Annotated in this window: 29 protein-coding genes and 1 tRNA gene; 15 read left to right on the top strand and 15 right to left on the bottom strand. The window is 63.5% G+C overall.

Annotated elements, in window-relative coordinates; genetic code table 11:
- Nucleotides 1–6 precede the first annotated feature (6 nt).
- Nucleotides 7–624 carry a TetR/AcrR family transcriptional regulator C-terminal domain-containing protein gene (locus tag QM716_RS02175; protein ID WP_283302081.1) on the top strand — a complete coding sequence of 206 codons (618 nt, stop codon included), beginning with the start codon at nucleotides 7–9 and terminating at the stop codon, nucleotides 622–624.
- Here QM716_RS02175 and QM716_RS02170 read toward each other — a convergent pair.
- From QM716_RS02170 to QM716_RS02160, 3 genes are all read right to left on the bottom strand, one after another.
- Nucleotides 621–2147 carry an APC family permease gene (locus tag QM716_RS02170; protein WP_283302079.1) on the bottom strand — a complete coding sequence of 509 codons (1527 nt, stop codon included), beginning with the start codon at nucleotides 2145–2147 and terminating at the stop codon, nucleotides 621–623. The genes QM716_RS02175 and QM716_RS02170 overlap by 4 nt on opposite strands.
- On the bottom strand, nucleotides 2144–3043 hold the full coding sequence (locus QM716_RS02165; RefSeq protein ID WP_283302077.1) for a universal stress protein: 900 nt from the start codon (nucleotides 3041–3043) through the stop codon (nucleotides 2144–2146). Before QM716_RS02165 ends, QM716_RS02170 begins: the two co-directional genes overlap by 4 nt.
- An 88-nt stretch (nucleotides 3044–3131) precedes the next feature.
- A complete protein-coding gene (locus tag QM716_RS02160; RefSeq protein WP_283302075.1) occupies nucleotides 3132–4562 on the bottom strand; it encodes a gamma-aminobutyraldehyde dehydrogenase in 1431 nt (476 codons plus the stop codon).
- A 169-nt stretch (nucleotides 4563–4731) separates the two neighbouring features.
- Between QM716_RS02160 and QM716_RS02155 the strand changes: the two genes are divergently transcribed.
- Entirely contained in the window at nucleotides 4732–6249 is a 1518-nt protein-coding gene (locus tag QM716_RS02155; protein WP_283302072.1) for a PucR family transcriptional regulator, read from the top strand.
- Between the two features lie 36 nt (nucleotides 6250–6285).
- Here the strand turns inward: QM716_RS02155 and QM716_RS02150 are convergent, their stop codons facing one another.
- From QM716_RS02150 to rpmB, 7 genes are all read right to left on the bottom strand, one after another.
- Nucleotides 6286–7647: a flavin monoamine oxidase family protein gene (locus QM716_RS02150; protein ID WP_283302071.1), complete on the bottom strand. Its 1362-nt coding sequence runs from the start codon at nucleotides 7645–7647 to the stop codon at nucleotides 6286–6288.
- A gap of 155 nt (nucleotides 7648–7802) precedes the next feature.
- The gene (locus QM716_RS02145) at nucleotides 7803–8267 is read right to left on the bottom strand and encodes a hypothetical protein (RefSeq protein WP_283302069.1); all 465 of its coding nucleotides are present in this window, start codon (nucleotides 8265–8267) and stop codon (nucleotides 7803–7805) included.
- 19 nt (nucleotides 8268–8286) lie between these two features.
- Nucleotides 8287–9225 carry an AEC family transporter gene (locus QM716_RS02140; protein ID WP_283302067.1) on the bottom strand — a complete coding sequence of 313 codons (939 nt, stop codon included), beginning with the start codon at nucleotides 9223–9225 and terminating at the stop codon, nucleotides 8287–8289.
- Between the two features lie 112 nt (nucleotides 9226–9337).
- Nucleotides 9338–9595, bottom strand: a complete 258-nt coding sequence (rpsR, locus tag QM716_RS02135; protein ID WP_003946414.1) for a 30S ribosomal protein S18 — start codon at nucleotides 9593–9595, stop codon at nucleotides 9338–9340.
- A 9-nt stretch (nucleotides 9596–9604) separates the two neighbouring features.
- Nucleotides 9605–9910: a 30S ribosomal protein S14 gene (gene rpsN / locus QM716_RS02130; RefSeq protein ID WP_283302065.1), complete on the bottom strand. Its 306-nt coding sequence runs from the start codon at nucleotides 9908–9910 to the stop codon at nucleotides 9605–9607.
- 2 nt (nucleotides 9911–9912) lie between these two features.
- Nucleotides 9913–10077, bottom strand: coding sequence for a 50S ribosomal protein L33 (gene rpmG / locus QM716_RS02125; protein WP_283302063.1), 165 nt, complete (start codon nucleotides 10075–10077; stop codon nucleotides 9913–9915).
- 4 nt (nucleotides 10078–10081) lie between these two features.
- Complete coding sequence (gene rpmB, locus QM716_RS02120; RefSeq protein ID WP_020908631.1) at nucleotides 10082–10318, bottom strand: 50S ribosomal protein L28; 237 nt, start codon at nucleotides 10316–10318, stop codon at nucleotides 10082–10084.
- Nucleotides 10319–10422: 104 nt separating this feature from the next.
- Between rpmB and mrf the strand changes: the two genes are divergently transcribed.
- The 8 genes from mrf to QM716_RS02080 all read left to right on the top strand — a co-directional run bounded on the left by mrf (nucleotide 10423) and on the right by QM716_RS02080 (nucleotide 17218).
- Nucleotides 10423–11664 (top strand): ribosome hibernation factor-recruiting GTPase MRF, encoded by a 1242-nt coding sequence (gene mrf / locus QM716_RS02115; RefSeq protein ID WP_283302061.1) that lies wholly within the window; start codon nucleotides 10423–10425, stop codon nucleotides 11662–11664.
- The gene (locus QM716_RS02110) at nucleotides 11661–11915 is read left to right on the top strand and encodes a type B 50S ribosomal protein L31 (protein WP_019744731.1); all 255 of its coding nucleotides are present in this window, start codon (nucleotides 11661–11663) and stop codon (nucleotides 11913–11915) included. Before mrf ends, QM716_RS02110 begins: the two co-directional genes overlap by 4 nt.
- A complete protein-coding gene (rpmF, locus tag QM716_RS02105) occupies nucleotides 11915–12088 on the top strand; it encodes a 50S ribosomal protein L32 (RefSeq protein ID WP_283302059.1) in 174 nt (57 codons plus the stop codon). Before QM716_RS02110 ends, rpmF begins: the two co-directional genes overlap by 1 nt.
- Before the next feature lie 18 nt (nucleotides 12089–12106).
- Nucleotides 12107–12718, top strand: a complete 612-nt coding sequence (locus QM716_RS02100) for a trimeric intracellular cation channel family protein (RefSeq protein WP_283302057.1) — start codon at nucleotides 12107–12109, stop codon at nucleotides 12716–12718.
- A gap of 70 nt (nucleotides 12719–12788) precedes the next feature.
- On the top strand, nucleotides 12789–13475 hold the full coding sequence (locus tag QM716_RS02095; RefSeq protein ID WP_283302055.1) for a response regulator transcription factor: 687 nt from the start codon (nucleotides 12789–12791) through the stop codon (nucleotides 13473–13475).
- 65 nt (nucleotides 13476–13540) lie between these two features.
- Nucleotides 13541–14920 (top strand): HAMP domain-containing sensor histidine kinase, encoded by a 1380-nt coding sequence (locus tag QM716_RS02090; RefSeq protein ID WP_283303022.1) that lies wholly within the window; start codon nucleotides 13541–13543, stop codon nucleotides 14918–14920.
- Between the two features lie 235 nt (nucleotides 14921–15155).
- The gene (locus tag QM716_RS02085; protein WP_283302053.1) at nucleotides 15156–16640 is read left to right on the top strand and encodes a S1C family serine protease; all 1485 of its coding nucleotides are present in this window, start codon (nucleotides 15156–15158) and stop codon (nucleotides 16638–16640) included.
- Nucleotides 16641–16720: 80 nt separating this feature from the next.
- Nucleotides 16721–17218: a MogA/MoaB family molybdenum cofactor biosynthesis protein gene (locus QM716_RS02080; RefSeq protein ID WP_283303020.1), complete on the top strand. Its 498-nt coding sequence runs from the start codon at nucleotides 16721–16723 to the stop codon at nucleotides 17216–17218.
- A gap of 252 nt (nucleotides 17219–17470) precedes the next feature.
- On the opposite strand, the gene mscL is transcribed toward QM716_RS02080, so the two are convergent.
- From mscL to QM716_RS02060, 4 genes are all read right to left on the bottom strand, one after another.
- The gene (gene mscL, locus QM716_RS02075) at nucleotides 17471–17893 is read right to left on the bottom strand and encodes a large conductance mechanosensitive channel protein MscL (protein WP_283302051.1); all 423 of its coding nucleotides are present in this window, start codon (nucleotides 17891–17893) and stop codon (nucleotides 17471–17473) included.
- 99 nt (nucleotides 17894–17992) lie between these two features.
- The gene (locus tag QM716_RS02070; protein ID WP_283302049.1) at nucleotides 17993–18724 is read right to left on the bottom strand and encodes an SAF domain-containing protein; all 732 of its coding nucleotides are present in this window, start codon (nucleotides 18722–18724) and stop codon (nucleotides 17993–17995) included.
- Nucleotides 18725–18801: 77 nt separating this feature from the next.
- Entirely contained in the window at nucleotides 18802–19113 is a 312-nt protein-coding gene (locus QM716_RS02065) for an FmdB family zinc ribbon protein (protein ID WP_003946378.1), read from the bottom strand.
- Between the two features lie 112 nt (nucleotides 19114–19225).
- Nucleotides 19226–19804: a 5-formyltetrahydrofolate cyclo-ligase gene (locus QM716_RS02060; protein ID WP_283302046.1), complete on the bottom strand. Its 579-nt coding sequence runs from the start codon at nucleotides 19802–19804 to the stop codon at nucleotides 19226–19228.
- A 59-nt stretch (nucleotides 19805–19863) separates the two neighbouring features.
- On the opposite strand from QM716_RS02060, the gene QM716_RS02055 reads away from it, so the two are divergent.
- The 5 genes from QM716_RS02055 to QM716_RS02035 all read left to right on the top strand — a co-directional run bounded on the left by QM716_RS02055 (nucleotide 19864) and on the right by QM716_RS02035 (nucleotide 23996).
- The gene (locus QM716_RS02055) at nucleotides 19864–20775 is read left to right on the top strand and encodes a UTP--glucose-1-phosphate uridylyltransferase (RefSeq protein ID WP_019744725.1); all 912 of its coding nucleotides are present in this window, start codon (nucleotides 19864–19866) and stop codon (nucleotides 20773–20775) included.
- Nucleotides 20776–20899: 124 nt separating this feature from the next.
- A complete protein-coding gene (gene glp / locus QM716_RS02050; protein WP_283302043.1) occupies nucleotides 20900–22159 on the top strand; it encodes a molybdotransferase-like divisome protein Glp in 1260 nt (419 codons plus the stop codon).
- Nucleotides 22160–22180: 21 nt separating this feature from the next.
- Nucleotides 22181–22816 carry a GNAT family N-acetyltransferase gene (locus tag QM716_RS02045; protein WP_283302041.1) on the top strand — a complete coding sequence of 212 codons (636 nt, stop codon included), beginning with the start codon at nucleotides 22181–22183 and terminating at the stop codon, nucleotides 22814–22816.
- A gap of 267 nt (nucleotides 22817–23083) precedes the next feature.
- The gene (gene sepX, locus QM716_RS02040) at nucleotides 23084–23818 is read left to right on the top strand and encodes a divisome protein SepX/GlpR (RefSeq protein ID WP_095971057.1); all 735 of its coding nucleotides are present in this window, start codon (nucleotides 23084–23086) and stop codon (nucleotides 23816–23818) included.
- A 102-nt stretch (nucleotides 23819–23920) separates the two neighbouring features.
- Nucleotides 23921–23996, top strand: a tRNA-Ala gene (locus QM716_RS02035).
- A 290-nt stretch (nucleotides 23997–24286) separates the two neighbouring features.
- Here the strand turns inward: QM716_RS02035 and QM716_RS02030 are convergent.
- A complete protein-coding gene (locus QM716_RS02030) occupies nucleotides 24287–24484 on the bottom strand; it encodes a hypothetical protein (RefSeq protein ID WP_283302039.1) in 198 nt (65 codons plus the stop codon).

Here is a 24484-nt window from a genome sequence, read left to right as displayed (position 1 = left end):
GGACACATGCCGCGGCCACCGCAACGACTGCTCTCACCGGAGATCATCACCGAGGCAGCGATCGAGTCGGTGGACGAGTCTGGCGACTTCACGATGCCTGGACTCGCCACGAGGCTGAAAGTTCGACCGTCGTCGCTCTACAACCACGTTTCCGGACGAGCCGAGATCGTCGAACTGATGAGGGCTCAACTGATGGCAGGAATCGACGTGAAGTCGACCTCGGGGACCTGGAGTGAGACCGTCGCGGCGCTGGCAGCCGAGTACCGGCGAAGCTACGCCACGCATCCTCGTCTGATTCCGCTCTTCACTGCGCAGACCGTGCAGGCCGGTGTTGCATTCACCCTGTACAACGCGTTGGCGCAGGCATTTGCCGATGGTGGCTTCGACCCGGCTGAAACACTGCACGCGATCACGACCGTCGACAGTTTTGTTCTCGGTTCGGCCTTGGACCTGGCGGCGCCGGATGTCCAGTGGGCGTCGGGGCCGGAGGCCAACGACGCGATGAAGGCGGCGTTGGCAACGTCCGGGAAAAATCCCGAACGTGCCGACGCCGCCTTCGAATTCGGCTTACGCGTGTTGATGGCGGGCCTGATCGCGCAGGCTCCCGAAACCGCTGTCTCCTAAGACACGCTGAGGTCGTTCTCGTCGCGCAGAGCCTCCGTGTCGCGGTTGAGAGTCTTGCCCTCGAAGAACTCGGGATTGCGCACTCGCATGACCATCATCAGGACCGCGCCGAGGATGAGGATTCCGAAGCCGAGGAAGAAGACCAGGCCGATACCGCCGATGGATGCTCCACTGGCGTTGTCCGGATTCATGCTCTCCTGGACCGAAATGACGAACACCGCGAACAGCATGAGCCCCCCGATGAGCGGGAACGCGAGCCGGAAGACGAAGTTCCGCACGCTGTCGAACACCGTCTTGCGGAAGTACCACACGCACGCGAATGCCGTGATGCCGTAATACCAGCAGATCATGATGCCGAGCGCGGCGATCGTGTCGAGCAGTGCACTTTCGGACAGGAAGGTGACGACGCTGTAGAACACGGCGGTCACAGCGCCGGCCACGACGGTGGCGTACGACGGCACCAGGAAGCGAGGGGAGACCTCGGCGAGCTTCTTGGGGAAGGCTCCGTACGCGCCCATGGCGAGCATGGTTCGTGCGGCGGGCAAGAACGTGGTCTGCAGGCTGGCGACGGAAGAGACGAAGACGGCGAGGAACAGGAGCATTCCGCCCCAGTTGCCCAAGACCGGGTCGGCCAGAGCGCCGAAGACGTTCTCGGAGTTGTCGGGATTGCCGAGGCCGAGGCCTTCCTCGCCGACGCCGGCGTACATCATCGCGGCCACGGCGACGAGCAGGTAGGTCAGGAGAATGGTTGCGACACAGAGCAAACCGGCGCGACCCGGGGTCTTCTTGGGGTTCTTCGACTCCTCGCCCAGTGTGAGACAGGTATCCCAACCCCAGAACGCGAAGATCGATCCGGTGAGTCCGATGACAAATGCGCCGATGGCGAGTCCGCTGAACGGGTTGAACCAACTCAGGTCGAAGGACAATCCGGCCGGGGCATCGCCGGCACCGACGTGAACCAGTGCAACGACGGCGAAGACGACGAGCAGCACCATCTGGAAACCGACGAGTGCGAACTGCACGCGCTCGCTGGTGGTGATTCCTCGACTGGCAATCCAGGTGGCCAAGGCGATGAACACCAGCGTGGTGCCGACGTTGACGAATTTGTTGCCCGGTAGATCGGCGATGGAGGGATTGTCGACCACCCGCGCTATGAACAGATAGAAGAAGTCGACGGCAATGGCAGCGAGGTTCGAGAGCACGATGATGGTGGCGATCACCATGCCCCAGCCGCACATCCAGCCGACGTACGGTCCGAATGCCTTGGTGGACCACGTGAATGACGCCCCGCAATCCGGAGTGTCGGAATTCAGTTCGCGGTACGCGTACGCGGTGAGGAACATCGGGATGAAGCCGGCGATGAAGATGGCGGGCATCTTGAGGCCGACCGCGGCGACGATCAATCCGATGCTGGCCGTCAGGGTGTAACCCGGTGCCACGGAGGAGATTCCCAGTACCGCGCCGGAGATCATCCCGATCTTGCCGGTGGCGAGGCCTTTGGAACTCAGTTCGGTGCTGGTCATGACAGTGCCTCCGGCTGGGTGAATTCGTGCTTGGGCACTACGACCATGGGAACGGGCAACACGCGCAGCATCTTGGCGGCGGTGGATCCCAGGAAAAGTTTGCGGGGTTGTGCGAGGCGGCTGGAACCGACCATCACGAGATCGCCGTCCTGCCAGTCCAGTTGACGCACTGCCGATTCCACGGTGGATCCGTCGGCGATGATGACCTCGATGGGAAACTCCGCGGGGAGCGCGGCTCTTGCGATGTCGAGTGTGTCCTGAGCGTGATTTCGTGCACGCTCCCTGGCCGACTCGGCGGTGTCGCGATGATCACGCAGGTCGTTCTGGGGGTCGAGCGCCACGAGCGAGACCAGTCGCAGCGGAACCTCCATCAGTTCGCTGGTGCGTACTGCCGTGTTCAAGACGATGTCGGCGCCGACACGGGTGCCGAGTGCACAGGTGACTTCTCGTATTGCGGTAGCCGACGAGTGCCGCGTTCCGCGAGGAGCCAGTGCTACCGGGACATGGGCGGAGTGCAGCAGTTCGGTCGAGACCGAACCTATCGCGTGACGGCCGAGCAGACCGTCGCCGGAAGCGCCCACCACGATCGCCACTGCGTTCAGTCGGTCGACCTCGTCGAGCAGGCCCTGAGCAAACGACTCGTGGAAGCTCAGGTGGACTTCCACCTGGATGTCCTCGGGCACCGACGCTTTCGCTTCGGCGAGCCAGTCGTGTGCACGTGCGGCGAGGATGTCGTCGTAGCCGGCTTCCGAGGGGACCTTGGCCGGCAGCGTCCGATCCGGTGGGAGGACCATGCAGATGTCGAGTTGCGCGCCGAGACTGCGCGCGAGCTGGGCCCCGAGGACCAGCCCGTCTTTACCACTGGGTGTGGCGAGGTATCCGACGATAAGGCGCATGGTGGCTCTTTTCCGGATTGGAGGAATCTGCTGTGCGCCTTTGTTAACCGCGGGGGGTTGACAAGGCGCACAGCAGGAGGGCGGCGACTCAGTCGTGCGAACTCATGACGTGCTTGAGACGGGTGTAGTCCTCGACTCCGTAGGCCGAAAGATCCTTGCCGTAACCCGAGTACTTGAAGCCGCCGTGCGGCATCTCGGCGACGAGCGGGATGTGGCAGTTGATCCACACCGCACCGAAGTCGAGAGCAGCGGAGACGCGTTGCGTGACACCGTGATCCTTGGTCCAGATGCTCGAGGCCAGGCCGAACCGAACGTCGTTGGCAAGCGTGATTGCTTCCTTCTCGTCGGAGAAGCTCTGGACTGTGAGGATAGGACCGAAAGTCTCTTCCTGCACGATGTCGTCCGATTGCGCGACGCCGGTGACGACGGTCGGTTCGAAGAAGAATCCGGTTTCGCCCGAACGCTTTCCGCCGGTAACGATCTTGGCCGACGCCGGCAGGTTCGCGATCTTGTCGCTCACGGCGTTGAAGTGGTTGATGTTGTTGAGCGGGCCGTAGAAGGCATCAGGATCGGAAGGTGCGCCGGGGCGTAGCTTTTCGGCGTTACGCACGAGTGCTTCGACGAGCTGATCGTGGATGGATTCGTGGACGATCACGCGGGTGGCCGCGGTGCAGTCCTGGCCACCGTTGAAGAACGCTGCCTCGGCGATGCCGGTGGCAGTCTTTTCGATGTCGACGTCGCCGAAGACGATAGCCGGGGCTTTGCCGCCCAGCTCGAGGTGTGCGCGCTTGAGTTGCTGCGCCGCGGACACGGCGACAGCGATGCCTGCCCGTACCGAACCGGTGATGGAGACGAGACCGAGCGCCGGGTTCTCCACCAACGTCGCGCCGGTTCCGCCGTTGCCGAGCACGACGTTCAACACACCATCCGGCAGGATGCCCTTCGAGAGCTTCGCCAGGACCAACGTGCTGCCCGGTGTGGTGTCGCTGGGCTTGAGGACGATCGTGTTGCCGGCCGCGAGCGCGGGCCCGATCTTCCACAGCGCCATCATGAACGGGTAGTTCCAAGGAGTGACCTGACCGACGACACCGATGGGCTCACGACGGACGTACGAGGTGAAACCTTCCATGTACTCTCCGGCGGCCTTGCCCTCGAGGAGGCGTGCGGCTCCGGCGAAGAACCGCATCTGATCGGCTCCGACCTTGACCTCTTCGTCGGCGATCATCTGGTGGGCCTGGCCGGTGTTGGCGCTTTCGGCCGCGACGATTTCGTCGCTGTGCGCTTCGATGGCGTCGGCGAGTTTGAGGAGTGCGGCCTGCCGCACGCTCGGAGTGGTCTTGCCCCAGGTCTCGAATGCACGCTGCGCGGCTTCGACGGCGGCGTCGACGTCTTCCTTGGTGGAGACCGGCGTACGCCCGACCACACTCTCGTCCACGGGGTTGATCAGGTCGAGCGTTTCCGTCGCGGCTGAGGCGACGAATTCACCGTTGATGTAGTTCTCGAGTACGACGATCGACATCGGTACCGGTTCCTCTCGAGGTCGAACGAGTTCCGGCCGAGGTGATCGGCACGGAACTCGCACTTTGTGGGGCGTGTGTGAGCAAGTGTGCGCTGACTCACAGGTAAAGACAGCTGCCAAAAAGGTGAAATCTTTGATCACCAACGCGCCGAGTTGTACAGTCCAGCCCATGACGATCGCTGTGCGGTGGATGTTGGCGCAGCCGGACCTCGCGCTGGAACTCAAAGGTGGGCCGCAGGGTGTCGGTCGCGAAATCACATTTGCGCACGCCACGGAGTTGCTCGACCCGTTCCGATGGTTGACCGGCGGCGAATTCATCCTCACCACCGGCATTCGATTGCCGTCCACTCAGCAAAAGCGCGGCCGTTATCTCCGGATGCTCGACGCGGCGGGTGTGGCGGCGGTGGGGTTCGGGACCGGACTCTCGTACCCCGAGGTCCCGGCCGATCTGGTGGCGGTCGCCGACGAGATCGGACTGCCGCTGATCGAGGTGCCGCTGCCGACACCGTTTGCGGCCGTCGTCAAGCGCGTGATGAGCCGGTTGGCAGAGCAGGAATACGAAGCTGTCCTTCGGGCGTCACGGGCGCAACCGCGGATGACGCGCGCAGTAATTTCCGGCGGAACTGCTGCGACCGTGCGTGAACTGGCGATCGCGACTTCGGCGACGGTGCTCCTGCTCGACGTCGCCGGACGGGTTCTCGAGAGCTCACCTCAACTGCCGACCCAAGACGTGATCGACGAATTGCGAGCGACTCTCGGGGGCGGCGCGTCCAGCAGCGTGACGCTTGCACGTTCCGGCGCATCCATCGCCGTGCAGCAGATCAGCGTCGGGCGAACGCCGTACGGATATCTGGCGGTCATCAGTGCGTCGGCGCTCAGTTACGTCGATCAGATACTTCTCGGTCACGCGAACTCACTGTTGGCGTTGGACTTCGAGAAACCCGCCCGCCTGCGGGCGACGCAGGATCAATTGAATTCACAGGCACTCGGCCTCCTGCTCACCGAAGACCGTGACCCGGCGCCGGCGTGGCAACAGATCCGGCAAGCCGCCGACGGAGAGGGAATGATCCGTGGCCTGACAGTTCTTGCCGACACGTCCGACGTCGCGGGACGCGTCGTAGTCGAGATTGCCGAGTTCATGAACAAGGCAGGCCGGCAGTTGTTTTCGCGGATCAACGACAGTCGCGTCACAGTGCTGCTGCGAGGAACCGACGACGTGGAGTTCGCCCGAGAGTTACTGAGCGGGGTATCGAGGTCGGATCTTCGCTCACTTCGCGCCGGCCTGAGCGCGCGACGCGTGGTCGCGGCGCTGGCGGTCGCCGTCGAACAATCTCAGTTGTGTGCGTCTGCGGCGGAAATCGGCGGCGAGCCTTTGGAATTCGCGGCACTGACCGGAAGCGTGCTGCTGTCTTTCGATTCCACCCGTGAAGTGCTCAACACGCTGGCGGAAACGATGATCACTCCGATCGAGGACTACGACCGTGACAACGGCACTGAACTGTTGGCGTCGTTGCGGGCATTTCTCGAGGCCAACGGGCACTGGGAAGCGGCAGCCATCACGATGGGCGTTCACCGCCACACGCTGCGAAGCCGAATGGCGAAGGTGGAGAGCCTGATCGACTGTCGGCTGGAAGTGGCGAGAGTTCGTGCGGAACTGCTGCTCTCGATCATTGCCCGGCAGTCGTGACTGCCGGGCAATGATCGAGACTTGGCAAAGCGGCCGTCAGGCCTTACTGCGGGCGATGATATCGGCGGCGGTTCGCTGACCCATCCGAACGGCACCGTCGACGTGCTGGTACCCCTCGGCCGCGATGTCGGAACACGAGAAGTGAATCGGGCCGACGGGCGTGCGGGAATCCGCGCCGTAGCGGTGCAGGCCGCCGAGGTCGAAGCTCGCCGCGTATGCACCGCGAGTCCATTCCTCCGAGCCCCAGTCGGATTCGTAGTACACAACCGGCTCTTCAGCTTTCGGGCCCAGGTAGCGGGCGAGTGAGGCCAGAATCGTGGCCTTACGCTCCTCGGCGGAAAGCTCGAACATCGCGTCGGCCTTCTCGTCGGAGATGAAAGCGACCAGGGTGCCGCGATCGTCCTCGTGGTTGGTGTTGTCGTAGACCTCCTGCACTACCTCGGACGCACCGAAGCCGGTGCCGGACAGGCCGTCTTCACGCCAGAAGGGTGTCTCGTACACGGCGTGCACCTTGATTACGAGGCCGAGGGACTGGTGCTGGTGCATCTGGTGCTGACGGCGCGGCAGCGGGGGATCGTAGGAGATCCGGGAGTAGAGGTTGGGCGGTACAGCCAGGATGACCCGGCTTGCCTCGACACGAACGTCGCCGTCCGCCAACACCGTTACGCCGGATTCGTTCCACTGCACCGTACGCACGGGCGCGTTGAGGAAGACGTCGTCACCGAGCGCTTCGGCCATGCGGATGGATACCTGCTGCATTCCGCCGACAACTCGCTTGTCGAGGATGAAGTCCTCGTCGACGAGGTGGGAGAACGAACCAGCGGAGGCGGCCATCAGGACTGCCTGCAGAGCGGAGAACGAGTGGGCGGGCTTGGTGAGCATGCCGCCGGCGATGAAGAGGCCGATGTTGTCGCGGGCCTCGGCGTCGTCGGACTGGTTGATCAGCCACTGCTTGAACGAGACGGTGTCGAGATCGCGGGCGAGGGGGTGTGCCCACGGCTCCTCCGCGCCGATCTGCGCTGCGAGATCGTCCATCTCGTCGATGAGACGGTCCATCTCCTTCTTCGTGGTCTCGTTCGTGGGGAAGGAATCACCCGTGTATTGCGTCCGCTCACCCGCTGACGAGATGTAGACGGATTCGCCCTCGCGGTAGCGCTCGAACGTCGTGAGGCCGAGTTCGTCGAGCAAGGAGATCAGCGCGGTCTGGTCCGGGGAGACCCACTGGCCGCCGATTTCCAGGATTGCGCCGTCGATGGTGTCGGTCCACGTGCGGCCGCCGACACGATCGCGTGCTTCGATCACGGCGACGGACAAGCCGGCCTTGCGCAGCGCGGTTGCCGCTGCCAGGCCAGAGGGGCCGGCGCCGACGATTGCAACGTCTCTCTGGAGAGTAGGCACTTGCGAGCTCCTTCAGGTTGAGCACCGCTCGAGTCGAAAAGCTGCCGACGAGCGAGTGAACGGGTGTCGGTTTTCAGTCTGTCCTGAGGAGACGCACGCCACACCTGACGAAACGGAGTGTCCGATCGTCGAACTTGTGCCGTTTAGGCGCGCGGCTAGCCGTTGATGACGTGACGATCGCCGAGCGGTCGGCTCAGCGGGACGTCCAAGCTGCCGAATACGGCAACCAGAATGCACATCTTGTCCGCGGCCTCGGGCAGTGCCCCGGTTCGCAGAGTGACGATCACCGTCGTATCAGTCTCTTCGACGGCTGCGTACGCGCCGTAGCACTCCGGAGTGCCGGTCACGAAGTGGACGGCCACCGTGTGATCGTCGACCTCGGACCACGATTCGAACATCGTGGCCGTCGCACCCACGATGTCGGTGCGACTGTCGAACTCCGTGCCCATCTCGCTGTCGTCGACCTCGTCGGGAACGGGGCTTCCGAGCGACCAGTCGGCGGGACTCGCTTCGTTGGCCGCCATCGGATTCGGCGCGGCAACCGGCCCGGTTGTCTGGGCCCCGACGGCGCATCCGGCCAAAGCAAGGCAGGCCAGAACGGCGAGGGTTAGTACACGCATGAATCCACCGTAACCCTGCTCAAGCGAGTAGTGCCGTGACCAGCGCAATTGCCGGGATCGACGCCAAAGTGGTGACAAAGGCGCTGTCTCGGGCGAGGACCATTCCGCGCCGGTAGCGGCTTGCGTAGATGAAGACGTTCTGCGCCGTCGGCAATGTCGAGACGACCACGATGGCGAACAACTGATGGCCGTCGATGCCGAGGAGAAAATGCGCCATCAGATAGGCCAACACAGGTTGGACGACGATCTTGAGCGTCGACGCCAACGCGACGTCGCGGCGCGGACTCGAGCCCTTCTCCAGCACCCGCACGCCGTACAGAGAGAGCCCGAATGCCAACAGCGCTCCGGGTACCGACGTGGCGCCGATCAATTCGAAAGGCTGCATCAGCGGCCGGGGCGGTGCCCAACCGATCAACGCGACGATCAATCCCGCTGCGCCCGCGAGCACGATCGGGTTCTTGAACGGGGCAGTGACGGTGTCGATCAACGAGAGCTTCTCGGCATCCGCGCCGCGAAGCGCCGTCAGATCGAGGATCGTCAAAGCGATCGGGGAGTAGACGACAATCTGGAACAGCAGGAGCGGGGCAACGAACGTGGCATCGCCGAGCACGAATACCGCGATCGGGATTCCGAGGTTGGCCGAATTCACGTACGACGCAGAAAGCGCGCCGATAGTCAGTTCGGGCAGTGGACGGTCGAGCCAGATCTTTGCGACGACGACGTACAGAGCGCCGACGGCAAACGCAGTGGCCGACGCAACCGCGAGCGTCGGCGAGAAGATCACCGACAGATCGGACGACGCGAGGGTGGTGAACAGTAGGGCGGGCGTCGCGACGAAGAAGACGAGTCGACCGAGAACGAACTGTCCCTGGCTACCGAGGGTGCCGAGGCGACCGAGGAGATACCCGACCGCGATGACGACGAAAATGACGGTGAAACCCGCAACAACTCCCGACACGCTGCGGGCACCTCTCGACTGGAATGAACGACTCCGGAAAATCTTAGTCCGGGCAACAAAAAGGCCGCGCAGTCGAGTGACTGCGCGGCCTCTTCGGTACTTCTACGTATGACTACCGTGCGGCGGTGAAGGGGAGCAACGCCATTTCGCGTGCGTTCTTCACTGCAACGGCGACCTGACGCTGCTGCTGCGGGGTCAGGCCCGTGACGCGACGGCTGCGGATCTTGCCGCGGTCCGAGATGAACGTGCGAAGCAAGTTGATGTCTTTGTAATCGACATGCGTGATCTTCGCTGCGAACAACGGGTTCTTCTTGGGCTTACGACCCTCTACGGGGCGTGGCTTCTTCGACGGTGAACGCTTGACTGCCATCCGACTTCCTTACCAGCTCGACTTGTGTACGCCAGGCAGTTCCCCACGGTGCGCCATTTCTCGCACGCGAATCCGGGAGAGCCCGAACTTCCGCAGGTGGCCGCGCGGACGTCCATCCGCAGCGTCTCGATTGCGCAATCGTACCGGACTGGCGTCGCGCGGTAGACGTTGCAGGGTCGCTTGGGCCTTCGTGCGCTCCTCGGGCGAGCTTTTCGGCGAGCGGATCGTCTCCTTGAGAGCGGATCGTTGCTCCGCGTACCGCTCGACGATGACCCGTCGCTGGTTGTTCTTGGCGATCTTCGATTTCTTGGCCATGCCTACTTCTCTTCTCGGAAATCGACGTGCTTTCGCAGCACCGGGTCGTACTTCTTCAGTACGAGTCGATCGGGGTCGTTGCGACGGTTCTTGCGGGTCACGTACGTGTACCCGGTGCCCGCGGTGGACTTGAGTTTCACGATCGGGCGGACCTCGTTGCGCGCCATCTGCTCAGACCTTCTCGCCGCGTGCGCGGATCCGGGCGACGACGGATTCGATGCCGTCGCGGTCGATCGTCTTGATCCCCTTGGTCGAGAGAGTGAGCGTGATGCGGCGACCCTCGCTGGGCAATACGTAGGTCTTGCGCTGGATGTTCGGGTTCCAGCGACGGTTCGAACGCTTGTGGGAGTGCGAGACGGATTTTCCGAACCCCGGCACACGTCCGGTCACTTGGCAGTGAGCCGACATGGATGTTCCTTTCAACTTGCAGATGACAATCATTTTCGACAACGCGGTGAGATCAATGTAGCGTTCATCCACGGTAATGACAATCATTCCCAGAAAGGTCCGCTGTGAACACGATCCTGGACGGCAGGACTCCGCTGGTCCTGGTCGCCGGTATGAGCGAATCCACCCCACACACCGCACGAGCGTTGCTGCGAACCGGAACTGTTCTGGTCCATCACGACCTGAGTCACGTCCGTGAGGGAGTCGTTCGGCGGACGGTCACCTCGATGACGGGGAACAGCACTGTGTCCGAGCGCGAAACGATTCTCGAGCTCGCCCACGGCTGCGTCTCCTGCACCCTGCGGGAAGACCTGCTGCCGCTGCTGCGCCGGCTCCACTCGCACAGTTCGGTCCAGCGGATCGTCTTGTTGCTGGACCGCCAACTCGAACCCGAAGCGCTGTGCTGGGCGATCGAGCACGTCGTTGTGACCGGCGTCGTCGGCCAACTCGACGGACCGGCACAGCGCGACGTCCGCGTCGATGCCGTCGTGACGTGCATCGACGCGCAGACCTGGCTCGCCGACGCCACCGGGGACGAAGCTCTCGACGACGACCGCACTCTGGCTCAGGTCGTCGTCGGGCAGGTCGACTTCGCCGACGCGCTCGTCCTGCGCGGGTCCGATGAACTCGACGGCTGGCAGCGGTCCCGCCTGAACGCGGTTCTCGCGCGCATTGCTCCGCGGGTACCCGTCTTCGATGAGGGAGACGACATCGAGGAACTGCTCCTCGAGGTGCCGACGGATGCGCGACGCGGTGAACTGGCCGACGCACACTCACCGTTGCTGCGTCGCCAGCCGCCGCTCGACGACGACGGTGGAGTGATGCTCGTCGAGTTCACCGCGAACCGGCCGTTCCACCCCGGGCGTCTGCACGAGGCGATCGACGTCCTGCTCGAAGGCGTCGTGTACTCCCGGGGGCGAGTCTGGGTGGCAACGCAACCGGGTGAAGCGCTCTGGCTCGAATCTGCGGGCGGTGGCTTGCGAGTTGCCAGCGCAGACACCTGGCTTGCCGCGATGACGCCGGAGCAACGAGAGCGCGTTCCGGCCGAACGCCGTGCGCTCGCGGCTCTGAAATGGGACGAGCGTTTCGGTGATCGCGACACCTCGATGGTCATTCTGACCTGCGGTGCGAACCCGCTCGAGATCGACCGAACACTGCAGCACGCGTTGGTCACCGACGACGAATTGGCGGACGAAACGTCGTGGGCCACCTGGGAAGACCCGTTCGGCGAGTTCCACGAAGACCCGTGTGACGAATCCGAATCACCTTATGCCGAAACCGAATCAACGCGAGAGGGAAACGAATGAAGAAGCAGATGCACCCCGACTACCATCCTGTGGTGTTCCAGGACGCCAGCACCGGCAAGAGCTTCCTGACTCGATCGACCGTGACGAGTGACCGCACCGTCGAATGGGAAGACGGCGGCACGTACCCGCTGCTGGTCGTCGATGTCACGAGCGACTCGCACCCGTTCTGGACCGGAGCGCAACGCGTGATGGACACGGCCGGACGCGTCGAGAAGTTCGAGCGTCGCTACGGAAAGCGCAAGGCACTCTGATGGCCGTTCCGAAGCGGAAGATGTCCCGTTCCAACACGCGCAGTCGCCGTGCTCAATGGAAGGCGACGGCGCCCGATCTGGTCGAGGTCACGGCCTACGGCCAGACCCACCGGGTTCCTCGGCGACTGGTCAAAGCAGTTCGACTCGGGGTGATCGACCCGAGCCGCATCTGACCGTGCGATCCTTGGCCGGTGCTGCTGAGGATCCTCGAACTGGTGGGCATCGTGGCGTTCGCGGCCTCGGGTGCCCTGGTGGGCGTCACCAAGCGACTCGACATCTTCGGGGTGTGCTCGGTGGGAGTGTTCACCGGTATCGGCGGCGGTATCGTCCGCGACGTTCTCCTCGGCGTCCATCCGCCCAGCTCGCTGAGCAGTTGGCCGTACTTCGGAACGGCCGCCGCCACCTCACTCGCCGTGTTCTACCTACATGAGCCGCTGAATCGACTGCGTCGTGAAATCCTGGCACTCGACGCACTGGGAATGGGCCTGTTCGCGAGCACCGGTGCCGTCATCGCGCTGGACAACAACGCCAGTTCGCTGGCTGCGACGTTGATCGGTGCGACCGCTGCGATCGGCGGCGGAGTGATCCGCGACGTCCTCGTCAACGAGGTGCCGCTGCTCCTGCACAAGGACCTGTACGCGGTTCCCGCACTGCTCGGCGCTGCGTTGGTGGTCACAGTCTCGCAAGCCGGACTGTCCACCAACGCAGCGCTGGTATCCGGCACCGCCTTCGCCGCGGTGTTCAGACTGCTTGCGTTGTGGCGTCATTGGAGCCTGCCCGGGCCGAGGCGAACCCGGGACTGATCACGACACGCCGGAGCCGAGAATCGGACCCTCTCAGCCGCATCTCAGCACTTCAGTCCAAACTGTCGGTATGCGTATTTTGGTGGTCGACGACGACCGGGCGGTTCGCGAGTCGCTTCGGCGGTCGCTCAGCTTCAACGGCTACACGGTCGAACTCGCGGTCGACGGGCTCGACGCTCTCGAGAAGATCCTCGCCAACCGGCCCGAGGCCGTCGTCCTCGACGTCATGATGCCGCGACTCGACGGACTCGAAGTGTGCCGCCGACTGCGCAGCGCCGGCGACGATCTGCCCATCCTGGTACTGACGGCTCGCGATTCGGTCAGCGAGCGAGTCGCCGGCCTCGATGCCGGAGCCGACGACTACCTGCCCAAGCCTTTCGCCTTGGAGGAACTGCTCGCGCGACTGCGTGCTCTGCTGCGTCGCACAGCACCCGATCTCGACGCCGATTCCGAGATGATGGCGTTCGAGGACCTCACCCTCGACCCGGTCACCCGCGAGGTCAAGCGCGGCGAACGATCGATCAGCCTCACCCGAACCGAGTTCTCCCTCCTCGAAATGCTCATGGCCAACCCACGCCGCGTGCTGACTCGTGGACGCATTCTCGAAGAGGTGTGGGGATACGACTTCCCGACGTCCGGCAATGCGCTCGAGGTGTACGTCGGCTACCTGCGTCGTAAGACGGAGGCCGACGGCGAACCGAGGTTGATTCACACCGTCCGCGGAGTCGGCTACGTCCTGCGGGAGACGCCTCCGTGATCACCGCTCCGTTCGGCAAGAACGCCGAACCGAAGAAATCCTCCACCACCCAAGCATCCGTCGAAATGCGCCCGCCGATGCCACTGACCCGTTCGGTGTCGCTGCGTTGGCGCGTGACACTGCTCGCTGCGTCGGTGGTGGCCATCGCCGTCGCAGTCATGGCGATCGCGGCGTACGCGGTGGTTTCGCGTGCGCTCTACGCGGACGTCGATCACCAACTGCGGACCAGAGCAGCGGTGCTCATTGACAGTAATGTCGTGCGCTTCGACCCTCGCTACATCTCCGGCGCAACGCTGTACACCACCGACATCAGTGTCGCCCTGATCTTCTCGGATCTGAGCACGTACCAGCCGCCCGGTTCCGACGTACCGATCGGTGAAGCCGAAGATGCAGTTGCGCGGGGCGAATCGGATTCCTCGCTGCGAACCGTCGACGGCCAGCGCGTGCTGGCCCAACGAACCCATGACGGAAGCACTTTGGTGATCGGGCAACGGCTCGCGCCGACCGTTGTGGTGCTGGATCGGCTCGCCTGGGTTCTCTTCGTGGTCGGCGGGTGTGGTGTCATCCTTGCAGCGGTGGCGGGTACTACCGTGGGCCGCACCGGTTTACGGCCTATCGCCAGGCTGACTGCAGCCACCGAACGCGTCGCCCGGACCGACGATCTGACGCAGATCCCCGTGACCGGCAGCGACGAATTGGCGCGCCTGACAGAGAGTTTCAACACGATGCTGCGGGCACTCGCCGAGTCTCGCGAGCGTCAGTCGCGTCTCGTCGCAGATGCCGGACACGAGTTGCGCACACCGTTGACTTCGTTGCGTACCAACATGGAATTGCTGATCGCGTCCAGTCGACCAGGTGCGCCGCAGATTCCCGACGAGGACATGGCCGAACTGCGCGCCGACGTCGTCGCGCAGATCGAGGAACTGTCGACTCTTGTCGGCGACCTCGTCGATCTGGCCCGCGAAGACGCGCCCGAAACGGTGTACGAGCGCGTAGACGTCAGCGATGTCGTCGAGCGGGCACTCGAGCGAGCACGGCGCAGGCGCAACGAAATCGAGTTCGAGGCGGTCACCACTCCGTGGTACGTCTACGGAGACCAGGCGGGCCTGTCGCGTGCCGTGCTCAACGTCCTCGACAACGCTGCGAAATGGAGTCCGAAGGGCGAACAGGTACGCGTCGAAATGCGTCCAGTCGGTCAAGGATTGTTGGAGTTGACCGTAAGTGATGCGGGACCTGGCATTCCGGAGGAGGATCGGGAGTTGGTGTTCGACCGTTTCTACCGGTCGACTGCGGCTCGCTCCATGCCGGGATCGGGCCTGGGACTTGCGATTGTGCGTCAGGTGGTCGTCAAGCACGGCGGCACCATCGCGATCGACGAATCCGATCGTGGGGGAGCGCTGGTTCGAATCGTGCTTCCCGGCGAACCGGGTCCGAGTGCCGAGTAGCGTGTTCCGGCGGCCTCCGCGGCCTGTCGGTCCCGAGTATCGGTGACCGAGGTCACGGGGTAATGCGTTCGCGCCGAGAGTATTTCGTGCTGAGCCGGCAACACCGGTTTTTCACGTCGAACTCTGGGTAAAGTGACAGGCACGTCTCAGCGCCTTCTCAGCAGCGCAAGGCAGCATTGTCGGCAGAACAGTTGTGACTGCCCGTCCGGTGGTCACCGTAGACGAAAGCGAGCCGATGACCGAGGACCGTAATGTCGGGCCGACCCGGCCCGAGCAGCCCAACAGCGAGCCCACCACGCAGGCGCAGCCGACAACACCTCAGGCGCAGCCTCCGGTGCAGCCGCAGCAGCCCCAGGGGCAGGCGCCCCAGCAGCCGTACCAGCCGACCGAATCCTTTGCCCGGCCCACCGAAGGTCGACCCACTGAAGGCTTCGGGCAGGCGCCGCAGCAGCCCACGCAGGCTTTCGGCCACCCGCACGGTGCTCATGAGGCGGCGTACCAGCAGAACGCTCCGTACGGCGCACCCAACCCTGGTGGCCCCGGCGGCCCGAACGGTCCGGGCGGCCACAATCAGATCCCCGCGCCGCTGCAGGGGCCGAACTCCGGTTCGACCACCACCAAGCCGAAGTCGGGTCGCATGGCGCTGGTCGCCGGCGCTCTCGCCCTGGTTCTGGTCAGTGGTGGTGTCGGTGGCGTGGTCGGTGCCGTCGTAGCGGACCGCAACGGTGGAACCGCGACGGTCACCAACTCCCTGAACGCTCCGAAGCCGACTGCGACCAACACGTCCAACGCTCCTGCCGGCTCGGTTCAGGCAGTTGCCTCGAAGGTGGTGCCCAGCGTCGTGCAGATCGAGGTGGCCACCGCACAGGGACAGGGCGGTGAGGGTTCCGGTGTCATCCTGTCCTCTGACGGACTGATCTTGACGAACAACCACGTTGCCGGTGCTCAGGGAGCGCAACTTCGCGTCGCGTTCTCCGACGGAACCAAGGCCTCGGCCACCCTGGTCGGTGCCGATCCCGTCTCCGACATCGCCGTCATCAAGGTCGACGGCCGCAACGACCTCACGCCCATCGATCTCGGCAACTCCGGCGACGTCCAGGTCGGACAGCAGGTTGTTGCCGTCGGGTCCCCGCTCGGTTTGGCCGGCACCGTCACCGAAGGCATCATCTCCGCACTCGATCGTCCGGTGTCCACGAGCGGCGAATCCGGCAACCAGAACACCGTCATCGACGCTTTGCAGACCGACGCAGCGATCAACCCCGGCAACTCCGGTGGCGCCCTTGTCAACATGGACGGCCAGCTGATCGGCATCAACACGGCGATCGCCTCGCTCGGAGCTTCCTCGGGTACCCAGGGTGGCTCTATCGGCCTCGGTTTTGCCATTCCGATCGATCAGGCACGCCGCGTCGCCGACGAACTGATCAAGACCGGCAAGGCGACCCAAGCCATGATCGGCGTGACCGTGCCGTCGCAGGACAACGCCGACGGCGCAACCGTCATGGATGTCACTGCTGACGGGCCGGCTGCCAAGGCCGGTATCCCGAAGGGTGCAGTCATCACCAAAGTTGACGATCGTGTTGTCGCAGATGGTGATTCGCTGATCGCCGCAGTGCGTTCACATGCTCCCGGAGACAAGGTCTCGATCACGTACAGCGACGGTGGGCAGACCAAGACCGTCGACGTCACGTTGGGAACCGCGGCGGCGCAGGGCGGCCGATGATGTTCGGCGATCAGCAGACGATCGACCCGATCTTCGGCCAGATCGCAACAGCGTCGGGAGCGGACACTACGGTAGGTGTCATGGAACTCGAAGCCACATCGGCCGGCCGCGCTCTGGTCGTCATCGTCGACGATCGCACAGCCCACGGCGACAACACCGACTCCATCGGTCCACTGGTCACGGAGCTGCTGAACGAAGCGGGTTTTCTCGTCGATGCGACGGTTGCCGTCGCCGCCGACGAAGTGGAAATTCGCAACGCTCTCAACACCGCAGTCATCGGTGGCGTCGACCTCGTCATCTCGGTCGGCGGCACCGGGGTGTCCCCTCGTGACGTCACTCCCGATGTGACCGCCGAGGTTCTCGATCGCGAGATCCCGGGAATTGCCGAAGCACTTCGCGCTTCCGGTCTTTCGGCCGGATCACTCGATGCGGGCTTGTCCCGCGGCCTCGTCGGGGTTTCGGGCAGCACGTTGGTCGCCAACCTGGCGTCGACCAGGCCGGCAATTCGCGACGGCATGGCAACCCTGACGGCATTGGCGAGCCACGTCATCGCCGAGCTGTCCAGCCTCGAGGGCTGAGACGGTTTGCCTGAGCAGCCAGATACCCCGAAGAAGCCGCCAGTCGACAAGAAGCGCCTGGCGCGCATCTTCGGGGACGTCTTTCCCGAGACGACGTCGGACGAGCGGGGTCCGGAAGGATCATCGCGATCCTCGGACGACGATTGGTTGCGCAGCCAGCGGCCCCCGCACCACGGTGGGTGACAAGATCCGCAGCTGAAATCAGGCCCCGGACACAATGTCCGAGGGCCTGATTTGTTCTGTGGGCACTGCCTATTCGAGGGTCTTGGCGTGCGCTCCCGTGTCGGCGCCACTGGCATTGGCAGAGAGGATGTCGCGGATCTGGATGAGCAGATCGGTTTCGCTGGCTTCCTTGTCCTCGGGCTCGGAGACGAACTTCTTCTTCGCCGCATTCGCGGGAACGATGAGCACGAAGTAAACGACCGCTGCGATGATGACGAAGTTGATGATCGCGGTGACCACTGCGCCGAAGTTCAGGAACGTCTCAGAGGTGTCACCCGTCAGCTGAATGCCCCACCCGTATTCGTTGCCGCCGCCGATCGAAGCGATGAGTGGGTTGATGATGTTGCTGGTGAATGCCGTGACGATGGCGGTGAAGGCTGCGCCGATGACCACTGCGACGGCCAGGTCGAGCACGTTTCCGCGAAGCAGGAAATCCTTGAATCCCTTGAGCATGTCGGTGTCCCCTCGAGTCTCCGATGGCAAGTGCCAGATGGTCCGTTGATACCGAACCGACTGGAAAAATCCTAGAGGAGCTTCGGCGGCTTTGTGTGGTCAGCGGAATGTCACGGTGATCGCATTGGACAGGGACGCCGCGGCTACGACGTTGGCTGCCGGTGTCGGCAGAGCCAGCAGAATCACCTGTTCCTGCTGGTTACGTGTACTTTCCGACGTGGTGACCAGCGCGACGACCGCCCCCGCGGCAAGAATCTGCGGGGCCTTGTCGGCAATTGATTCGTTGGGTGTGTCGGGGTGGGGTGTGTCTGGGCCGACAGTCAGGACGTCGACGACATCGCCGCTGCGCAAGATGTCTGCAACGGCCGCATCGGCGAGTCGAACGGGAACGATGCGGGCGTCGTCGGTTCCTACCGACAACCCGGCCAGCCGTGGGCTGAGAACGCGGACGTCGGTGACGGTTTCTCCGGAGCGAATCGGGCCGGCAACGGTTCTCCCGACTACCAGGTCAGTATTGGAGACAACTCCTTCGGGAAGGTGATTCGAGTCGATCTCGCGGATCTCGACATCCGAATCCGCGATCACACGCCCCGGAGTGAGATCGCGACTCGAGACAACTACGGCGACGGTGTCGGTCGCGGGATCGCCTCGAAAGAAAAGAACAACGCCGAGTGCGGCCAGGACAACGGCTGCGATCTTGCGGATGGTCGCCGAGCGCAATCGTGTGCCGCGTGTCAGTTCGACGACGCGATCGAAGGTGTTCGGCGTGAGATCGAGCTGGGCGCGCAATGGATTGGAGCGCCTCGGCGAACGAGAGCGTACTGACGGCATTCATGCACGTTAGGGCCGGAAGCGGTGCTTCCGGCCCTAACGATGTGAACCTGTGGACAACCCGGAGGTTGTGGAAATCAGCTTGCGGCAGCCTTCGCGGGCGCCGGCGTGCTGGTCGACGAACTCGAGGTCGAAGAGGAATCCGACTTGGACTCGGACTTCGCGGCGGGTGCCGAATCACTCTTGGCAGGCTCGCTCGCTGTTCCGGAGCCGCCGCGGCTGTCGGTGCGGTAGAAGCCGCTGCCCTTGAACACGATGCCAACAGAGTTGAACAGCTTGCGGAGCTTGCCTGAGCAGGCTGGGCAGACCGTCAGCGAATCTTCGCTGAAGGACTGGACGATGTCGAAACGGTTGTCACATTCCGTACATGCGTATGAGTAGGTGGGCACCGGGCTTCCTCCGCACTGTGATGTTCGAGCAGCCGCGTATTTACACCGCAGCCTTTAGCACTCTACAAGTGACAGTGCCAACAGTGCTAATCAGGGATCTATTCCCCCCAGATCACTGGTGTTGAAGCCGTGTGAGGCCGCCGCCCGGCGTCAATGCCCAGCCCATGGGAATGTCGTGGTCGTCTGCCGGCAAGGTCTCGACGAGTTCGGAGTCCCTGACGAGGGCCACCAACCGAGTCTGCAGGCCGACCGACCCGAGCGTGCGGTCGTAGAAGCCTGCGCCACGGCCGAGGCGTGTTCCGCGAAAGTCCACCGCAAGTGCAGGGATCAGCATGCATTCCACCTCGGACAGGGTTTCCGGTGGCAGGACGGGTCCGACGGGCTCCCGAATTCCGTACTTCGCCGGGCGCAAACCGTCGGCGCCGCTGTACTGCACCCAGGACAACGGTCCGGGCTCCCCGGTGATCGGAAGTAGTACACGCTGGGCGATCTCGGCAACGGCGTCGAGCAAGTCGGTGGATCCGGGTTCGGTGCGAGTGGGGACGTACGCACACACTGTTGACCCTTCGACGATCACCGAACGTAGGTGCGTGATCAACGCCGCAGTTTCCGTGTTTCGAGTGTGCTCCGAGACTGCTTCACGGGCTGCGAGTGCGATTTGTCGCCATTGCGCTTTCGTCCGAGGTGTCACCCCGCAACGATATTCGTCTTGCTGACCGAGCGGTAACAAGCGGCGGCTAAGGTGTTGGCATGACAGACGTTGTCGCTAGCAGCACGAGGGCCTTCCGTACGGCCGTGGTTCCCGCAGCCGGGCTTGGTACGCGTTTCCTGCCTGCCACCAAGACGGTTCCGAAAGAATTGCTGCCGGTCGTGGACACACCGGGTATCGAACTGGTGGCAGGTGAAGCCGCGGACTCGGGAGCCGAGCGGCTCGTCATCGTGACGTCCCCGGGCAAAGACGGAGTCGTTGCTCACTTCGTCGAGGATCTCGTGCTCGAAAGCAAGCTGGAAGCAAGCGGAAAACTTGCTGCCCTGGCAAAGGTGCGCAAAGCGCCCGGTTTGCTCGAAGTCGATTCCGTGATTCAGGAACAGCCCCTCGGGCTCGGGCATGCAGTCGGTTGTGTCGAGTCGGTTCTCGACGACGACGAGGATGCCATCGCGGTCCTTCTGCCCGACGATCTCGTACTACCGCGTGGAGTTCTGGAGATCATGGCGCGAGTTCGGGCCAAGCGCGGAGGGTCGGTTCTCTGTGCAATCGACGTCCCCAAAGATGCGGTCAGTGCTTACGGCGTCTTCGACGTCGAGATCGTTCCCGACGCGGTCAATCCCGATGTACTCAAGGTCGTCGGCATGGTCGAGAAACCGGCTGTGGAGGATGCCCCGTCGACCTTTGCCGCGGCGGGTCGCTACCTGCTCGACCGTGCGATCTTCGACGCACTTCGTCGCATCAAGCCGGGAGCCGGCGGTGAGTTGCAACTCACCGACGCCATCGCGCTCCTGATTTCCGAGGGCCATCCGGTTCATGTGGTTGTGCACCGCGGAACACGTCATGACCTGGGCAACCCCGGCGGGTACCTCCGCGCTTCGGTTGACCTGGCGCTCGACAGTGACGACTACGGCCCGTCCTTGCGCAAGTGGCTCGCGGATCGGCTCGACCGCTGAGCGTGTCGCCACGGTGGTTGATCGCCCGATAACGCAGTATCAATGTGCTTGTCCTTTTTCGAAGGCAGGCATCATGAGCTGACGGATATCACCGAATTTCCAGACACAGGAGGACGCGGACCAGATGCGGTCGGTTGAGGAGCAGCAGACCAGGGTTACCGCTGCTGCAGTGGCACCCCGTCCGGTTCGGGTCGCCATCTCTGAGGCGCAGGGACTGCTGTGTGCCGAGGAAGTGGTGACCGAACGCCCATTGCCAGGATTCGATCAAGCTGCCATCGACGGTTACGCGGTTCGCAGTGTCGATGTCGCCGGCGCGGGAGCCGATCTCCGAGGCGAGGACGGCGAGCCCACGGACCTCAGCTTGCCGGTGGTCGGCGAGGTGACGGCGGGCTCACGCCAACCGATCCGGCTGCAACCGCGTCAGGCCGTCCGAGTCGACACCGGCGCGCCGTTGCCCACGCTGGCCGACGCAGTTCTTCCGCTCGAGAACACCGACGGTGGTCGCGCTCGCGTTCGGATCTTCGAGCCGGTGCGTTCGGGCGATTACGTTCGCCGTGCAGGTGACGACGTCCAACCGGGTGATGTCGCCGTTCGAGCAGGCACCATCATCGGAGCCGCACAGGTCGGGTTGCTTGCCGCGGTCGGCCGCGACAAAGTGCTCGTCCATCCGCGTCCGCGCCTCTCCGTCATCAGTGTCGGTGGAGAGCTCGTCGACGTGGATCGCACGCCGGGGCCTGGTCAGGTCTACGACGTCAATTCGTATGCTCTCGCCGCCGCGGCGCGCGATGCTGGTGCCGACGTCAACCGCGTGGGAATCGCAGGCAACGACTCGCGTCGTCTTCGTGAAGTAGTCGAGGGTCAGCTGATTCGCTCGGAAATCGTTGTCATCGCCGGTGCAGTGGGCGGCGGAGCGTCCGACGAAGTTCGTGAGGCGCTGGCCGATCTGGGGACACTCGAAGTCGAGCGCGTTGCCATGCATCCGGGATCAGTCCAAGGCTTCGGCCAGCTGGGACGCGACGAGGTCCCGACCTTCCTCCTGCCGTCCAACCCGGTCAGCGCACTGGTGGTATTCGAAGTCATGGTTCGCCCGCTGATCAGAATCGCGCTGGGACGCCGCCAACCGCTGCGACGAGTAGTGAAGGCGCGCACGGTGGGAACGATCACGTCGATTGCCGATCGCAAGGGTTTCCTGCGTGGTCAGCTGATGCGTGACGAAGCGACGGGTGAGTACCTGGTGCAGGCCCTCGGCGGTGCACCCGGCGCGTCCTCACATCTCCTCGCGACCTTGGCGGAAGCCAATTGCCTGGTTCTTGTCGATCGAGACGTCACCGAAGTGCACATCGGTGAAGAAGTCGACGTAGCCTTTCTCGCCCAACGTGGGTAACGCCGACCCGAGTGGGGTGTGATGTCAGTCCATCCAGGATGGCCGGAAGATCTCGGCCCGCTGCGAGTGCCCGCGGGAGTGGTGACCGTCCGCCCCGTCAAACTTCGTGACGCTGCTGTGTGGAGTCGCCTCCGAATTCGCGATCGCGAGCACCTCGAGCCGTGGGAGCCCACCGGAGAATCGCCATGGGATGCTCGCCACCACATGACTGTCTGGCCGTCCCTGTGCGGAAATCTTCGCTCCGAAGCGCGCAAGGGCAGGATCCTTCCCCTGGTGATCGAACTCGACGGGAAGTACTGCGGGCAGGTGACCATCGGAAATGTGGTGCGCGGCGCTCTGCGGTCCGCCTGGGTGGGCTATTGGGTCGCCTCGCACGTCACCGGTGGGGGCGTTGCCACAGCGGCCGTTGCGCTCACACTCGATCACGCATTCTCGAAGGTCGGTCTGCATCGAGTGGAGGCCACTGTTCGCCCGGAGAACGCTTCGAGTCGCGCAGTCCTACGAAATGTGGGGTTCCGGGAGGAAGGTCTCCTCAAGCGCTATCTCGATGTCGACGGCCAATGGCGCGATCATCTTCTGGTCGGAATGACCATCGAGGAAGTACCCACCACCGTCGTCGACAGATTGGTGCGGTCCGGACGCGCTTCGTGGGTGTGACGAAGACGGCGTCAAGAGCGTGAGAAACGCGAGCTAAACAGCAGTTACCGCTGAGTAGTCCTACTTTTGGTCGGAAAATTGTGATATTTGATTCAACTAGAACTTGAGACTTTTGGGACTGAACCGGAAGTTCAGTTCGGTACGCGTGTGACACATGAGTATGGTGGGGTTCGGCGCGTCGGCAACGATGCGAGGGCGTCGGCCGTTAACCTTGACTCGTCAACGGCTGGCATAGGTGCTGGTAGGTGATCGGGAGGAGGCCGCGGCATGCCTAGCTCATTCGTGTGGATCGGGCTGGTGGCCGTGTGGCTGTTCGTCCTGGTGCCGATGCTTGTCAACAAGCGTCCCAGGATCCGGCAGACGAGTGACGCGGCGCTCGCGACTCGAGTACTCCACCGCGGCGACAGCAACCCTGTTCAGCGCGGGCCGGCAGCAGGACATCGAAGCGATCCGAACTGGCAACCAGAACCAGTGCGCAGCAGCTACGACGCGGAGGACCAGATGGACACTCACGCAGAAGACGATTACGCCGGCGGTCGTGCACCGGTGGGAGAATTTGTTCCCGTCAGGCGCGGCCGAGGCGGGTTCGACCCCGAAGCGGATGCCATCGCACGGGAGGCGCGGTATGCCTTCCGTCAGCGGACATTGCTGGGACTTGCGTTCGTCGCAATTCTTTCGGGCGCTCTCGCATTGATCATCTCGCCGATGGTGTGGTGGTTGTTTGCGCTGACCGTGTGCGGCCTCGGCGGGTACATGGCGTACTTGCGTCGGCAGGTTCGGATCGAGCAGGAGATTCGCCGCCGTCGCACCGAACGCCTCAACCGATCGCGACTCGGGGTTGAATCGCACACCGACGAAGAGTTGCGACTGATTCCTGCGCGACTGCGTCGGCCCGGAGCGGTTGTCCTCGAGGTCGACGACGAAGATCCGGTGTTCGATCACTTGGACCACTACGAAGAAGAGGTCAGGCACACCGAGATGCGTCGCGCATCCGGTCAGTGATCTTCTGGGTCGATCTTGTTGGGCCGAAAGTTCGTGTCGGGTGATTCCAGCGGGAGTAATAGTTCCTGTTAGAGTTGCCGAGCACCGCTGAGGCGGTGGCACGGGGCTGTGGCGCAGTTGGTAGCGCGCTTCGTTCGCATCGAAGAGGTCAGGGGTTCGATTCCCCTCAGCTCCACCAAGAAGTACCAGGAAAAAGGGTCTTTCAACGAAAGTTGAACGACCCTTCCTGCATTTTCAGGGCCTGCCCGAATTGCGAAGATTCGGTCTGAGTGTGCGCCGTTTCATACGATTGCGACCGCTGATCTGGACCGTTGAGCTTCCAAGTGAGGGATGATCCTTGGGCGGATACATGTTTGCCGGAAATGTAACGAGGGTCTGTCCGCTGCGATAGGCACGGTGAGTCCGCTGCAGTTTCCGCAGGTGGGACGTATATGTCGGGGAGGAACGTCGATGAGCCAGCCACGACGGCTAGCGATGATGCTTGTTGCTGTGATGTGCCTGATGGGAATCGGCGTCCTTGCCGTATCGGTCTTCCCCGCCATCGTCGCCGCCCAACCCGGTGGCAATAACGGCGATGGAAACAACGGCAACGGCAACGGCAATTACGGCAACAACGGCGGCGGCAACGGCAACAACGGTGGCGGCAACGGCAATTACGGCTGGCAT

Origin of the sequence: Rhodococcus sp. IEGM 1409 (assembly GCF_030056735.1) — a bacterium.
Taxonomy (GTDB): Bacteria; Actinomycetota; Actinomycetes; order Mycobacteriales; family Mycobacteriaceae; genus Rhodococcus_F.
Note: the sequence above shows the minus strand (reverse complement) of the source record. Positions and strands in the feature narration are given on the sequence as shown.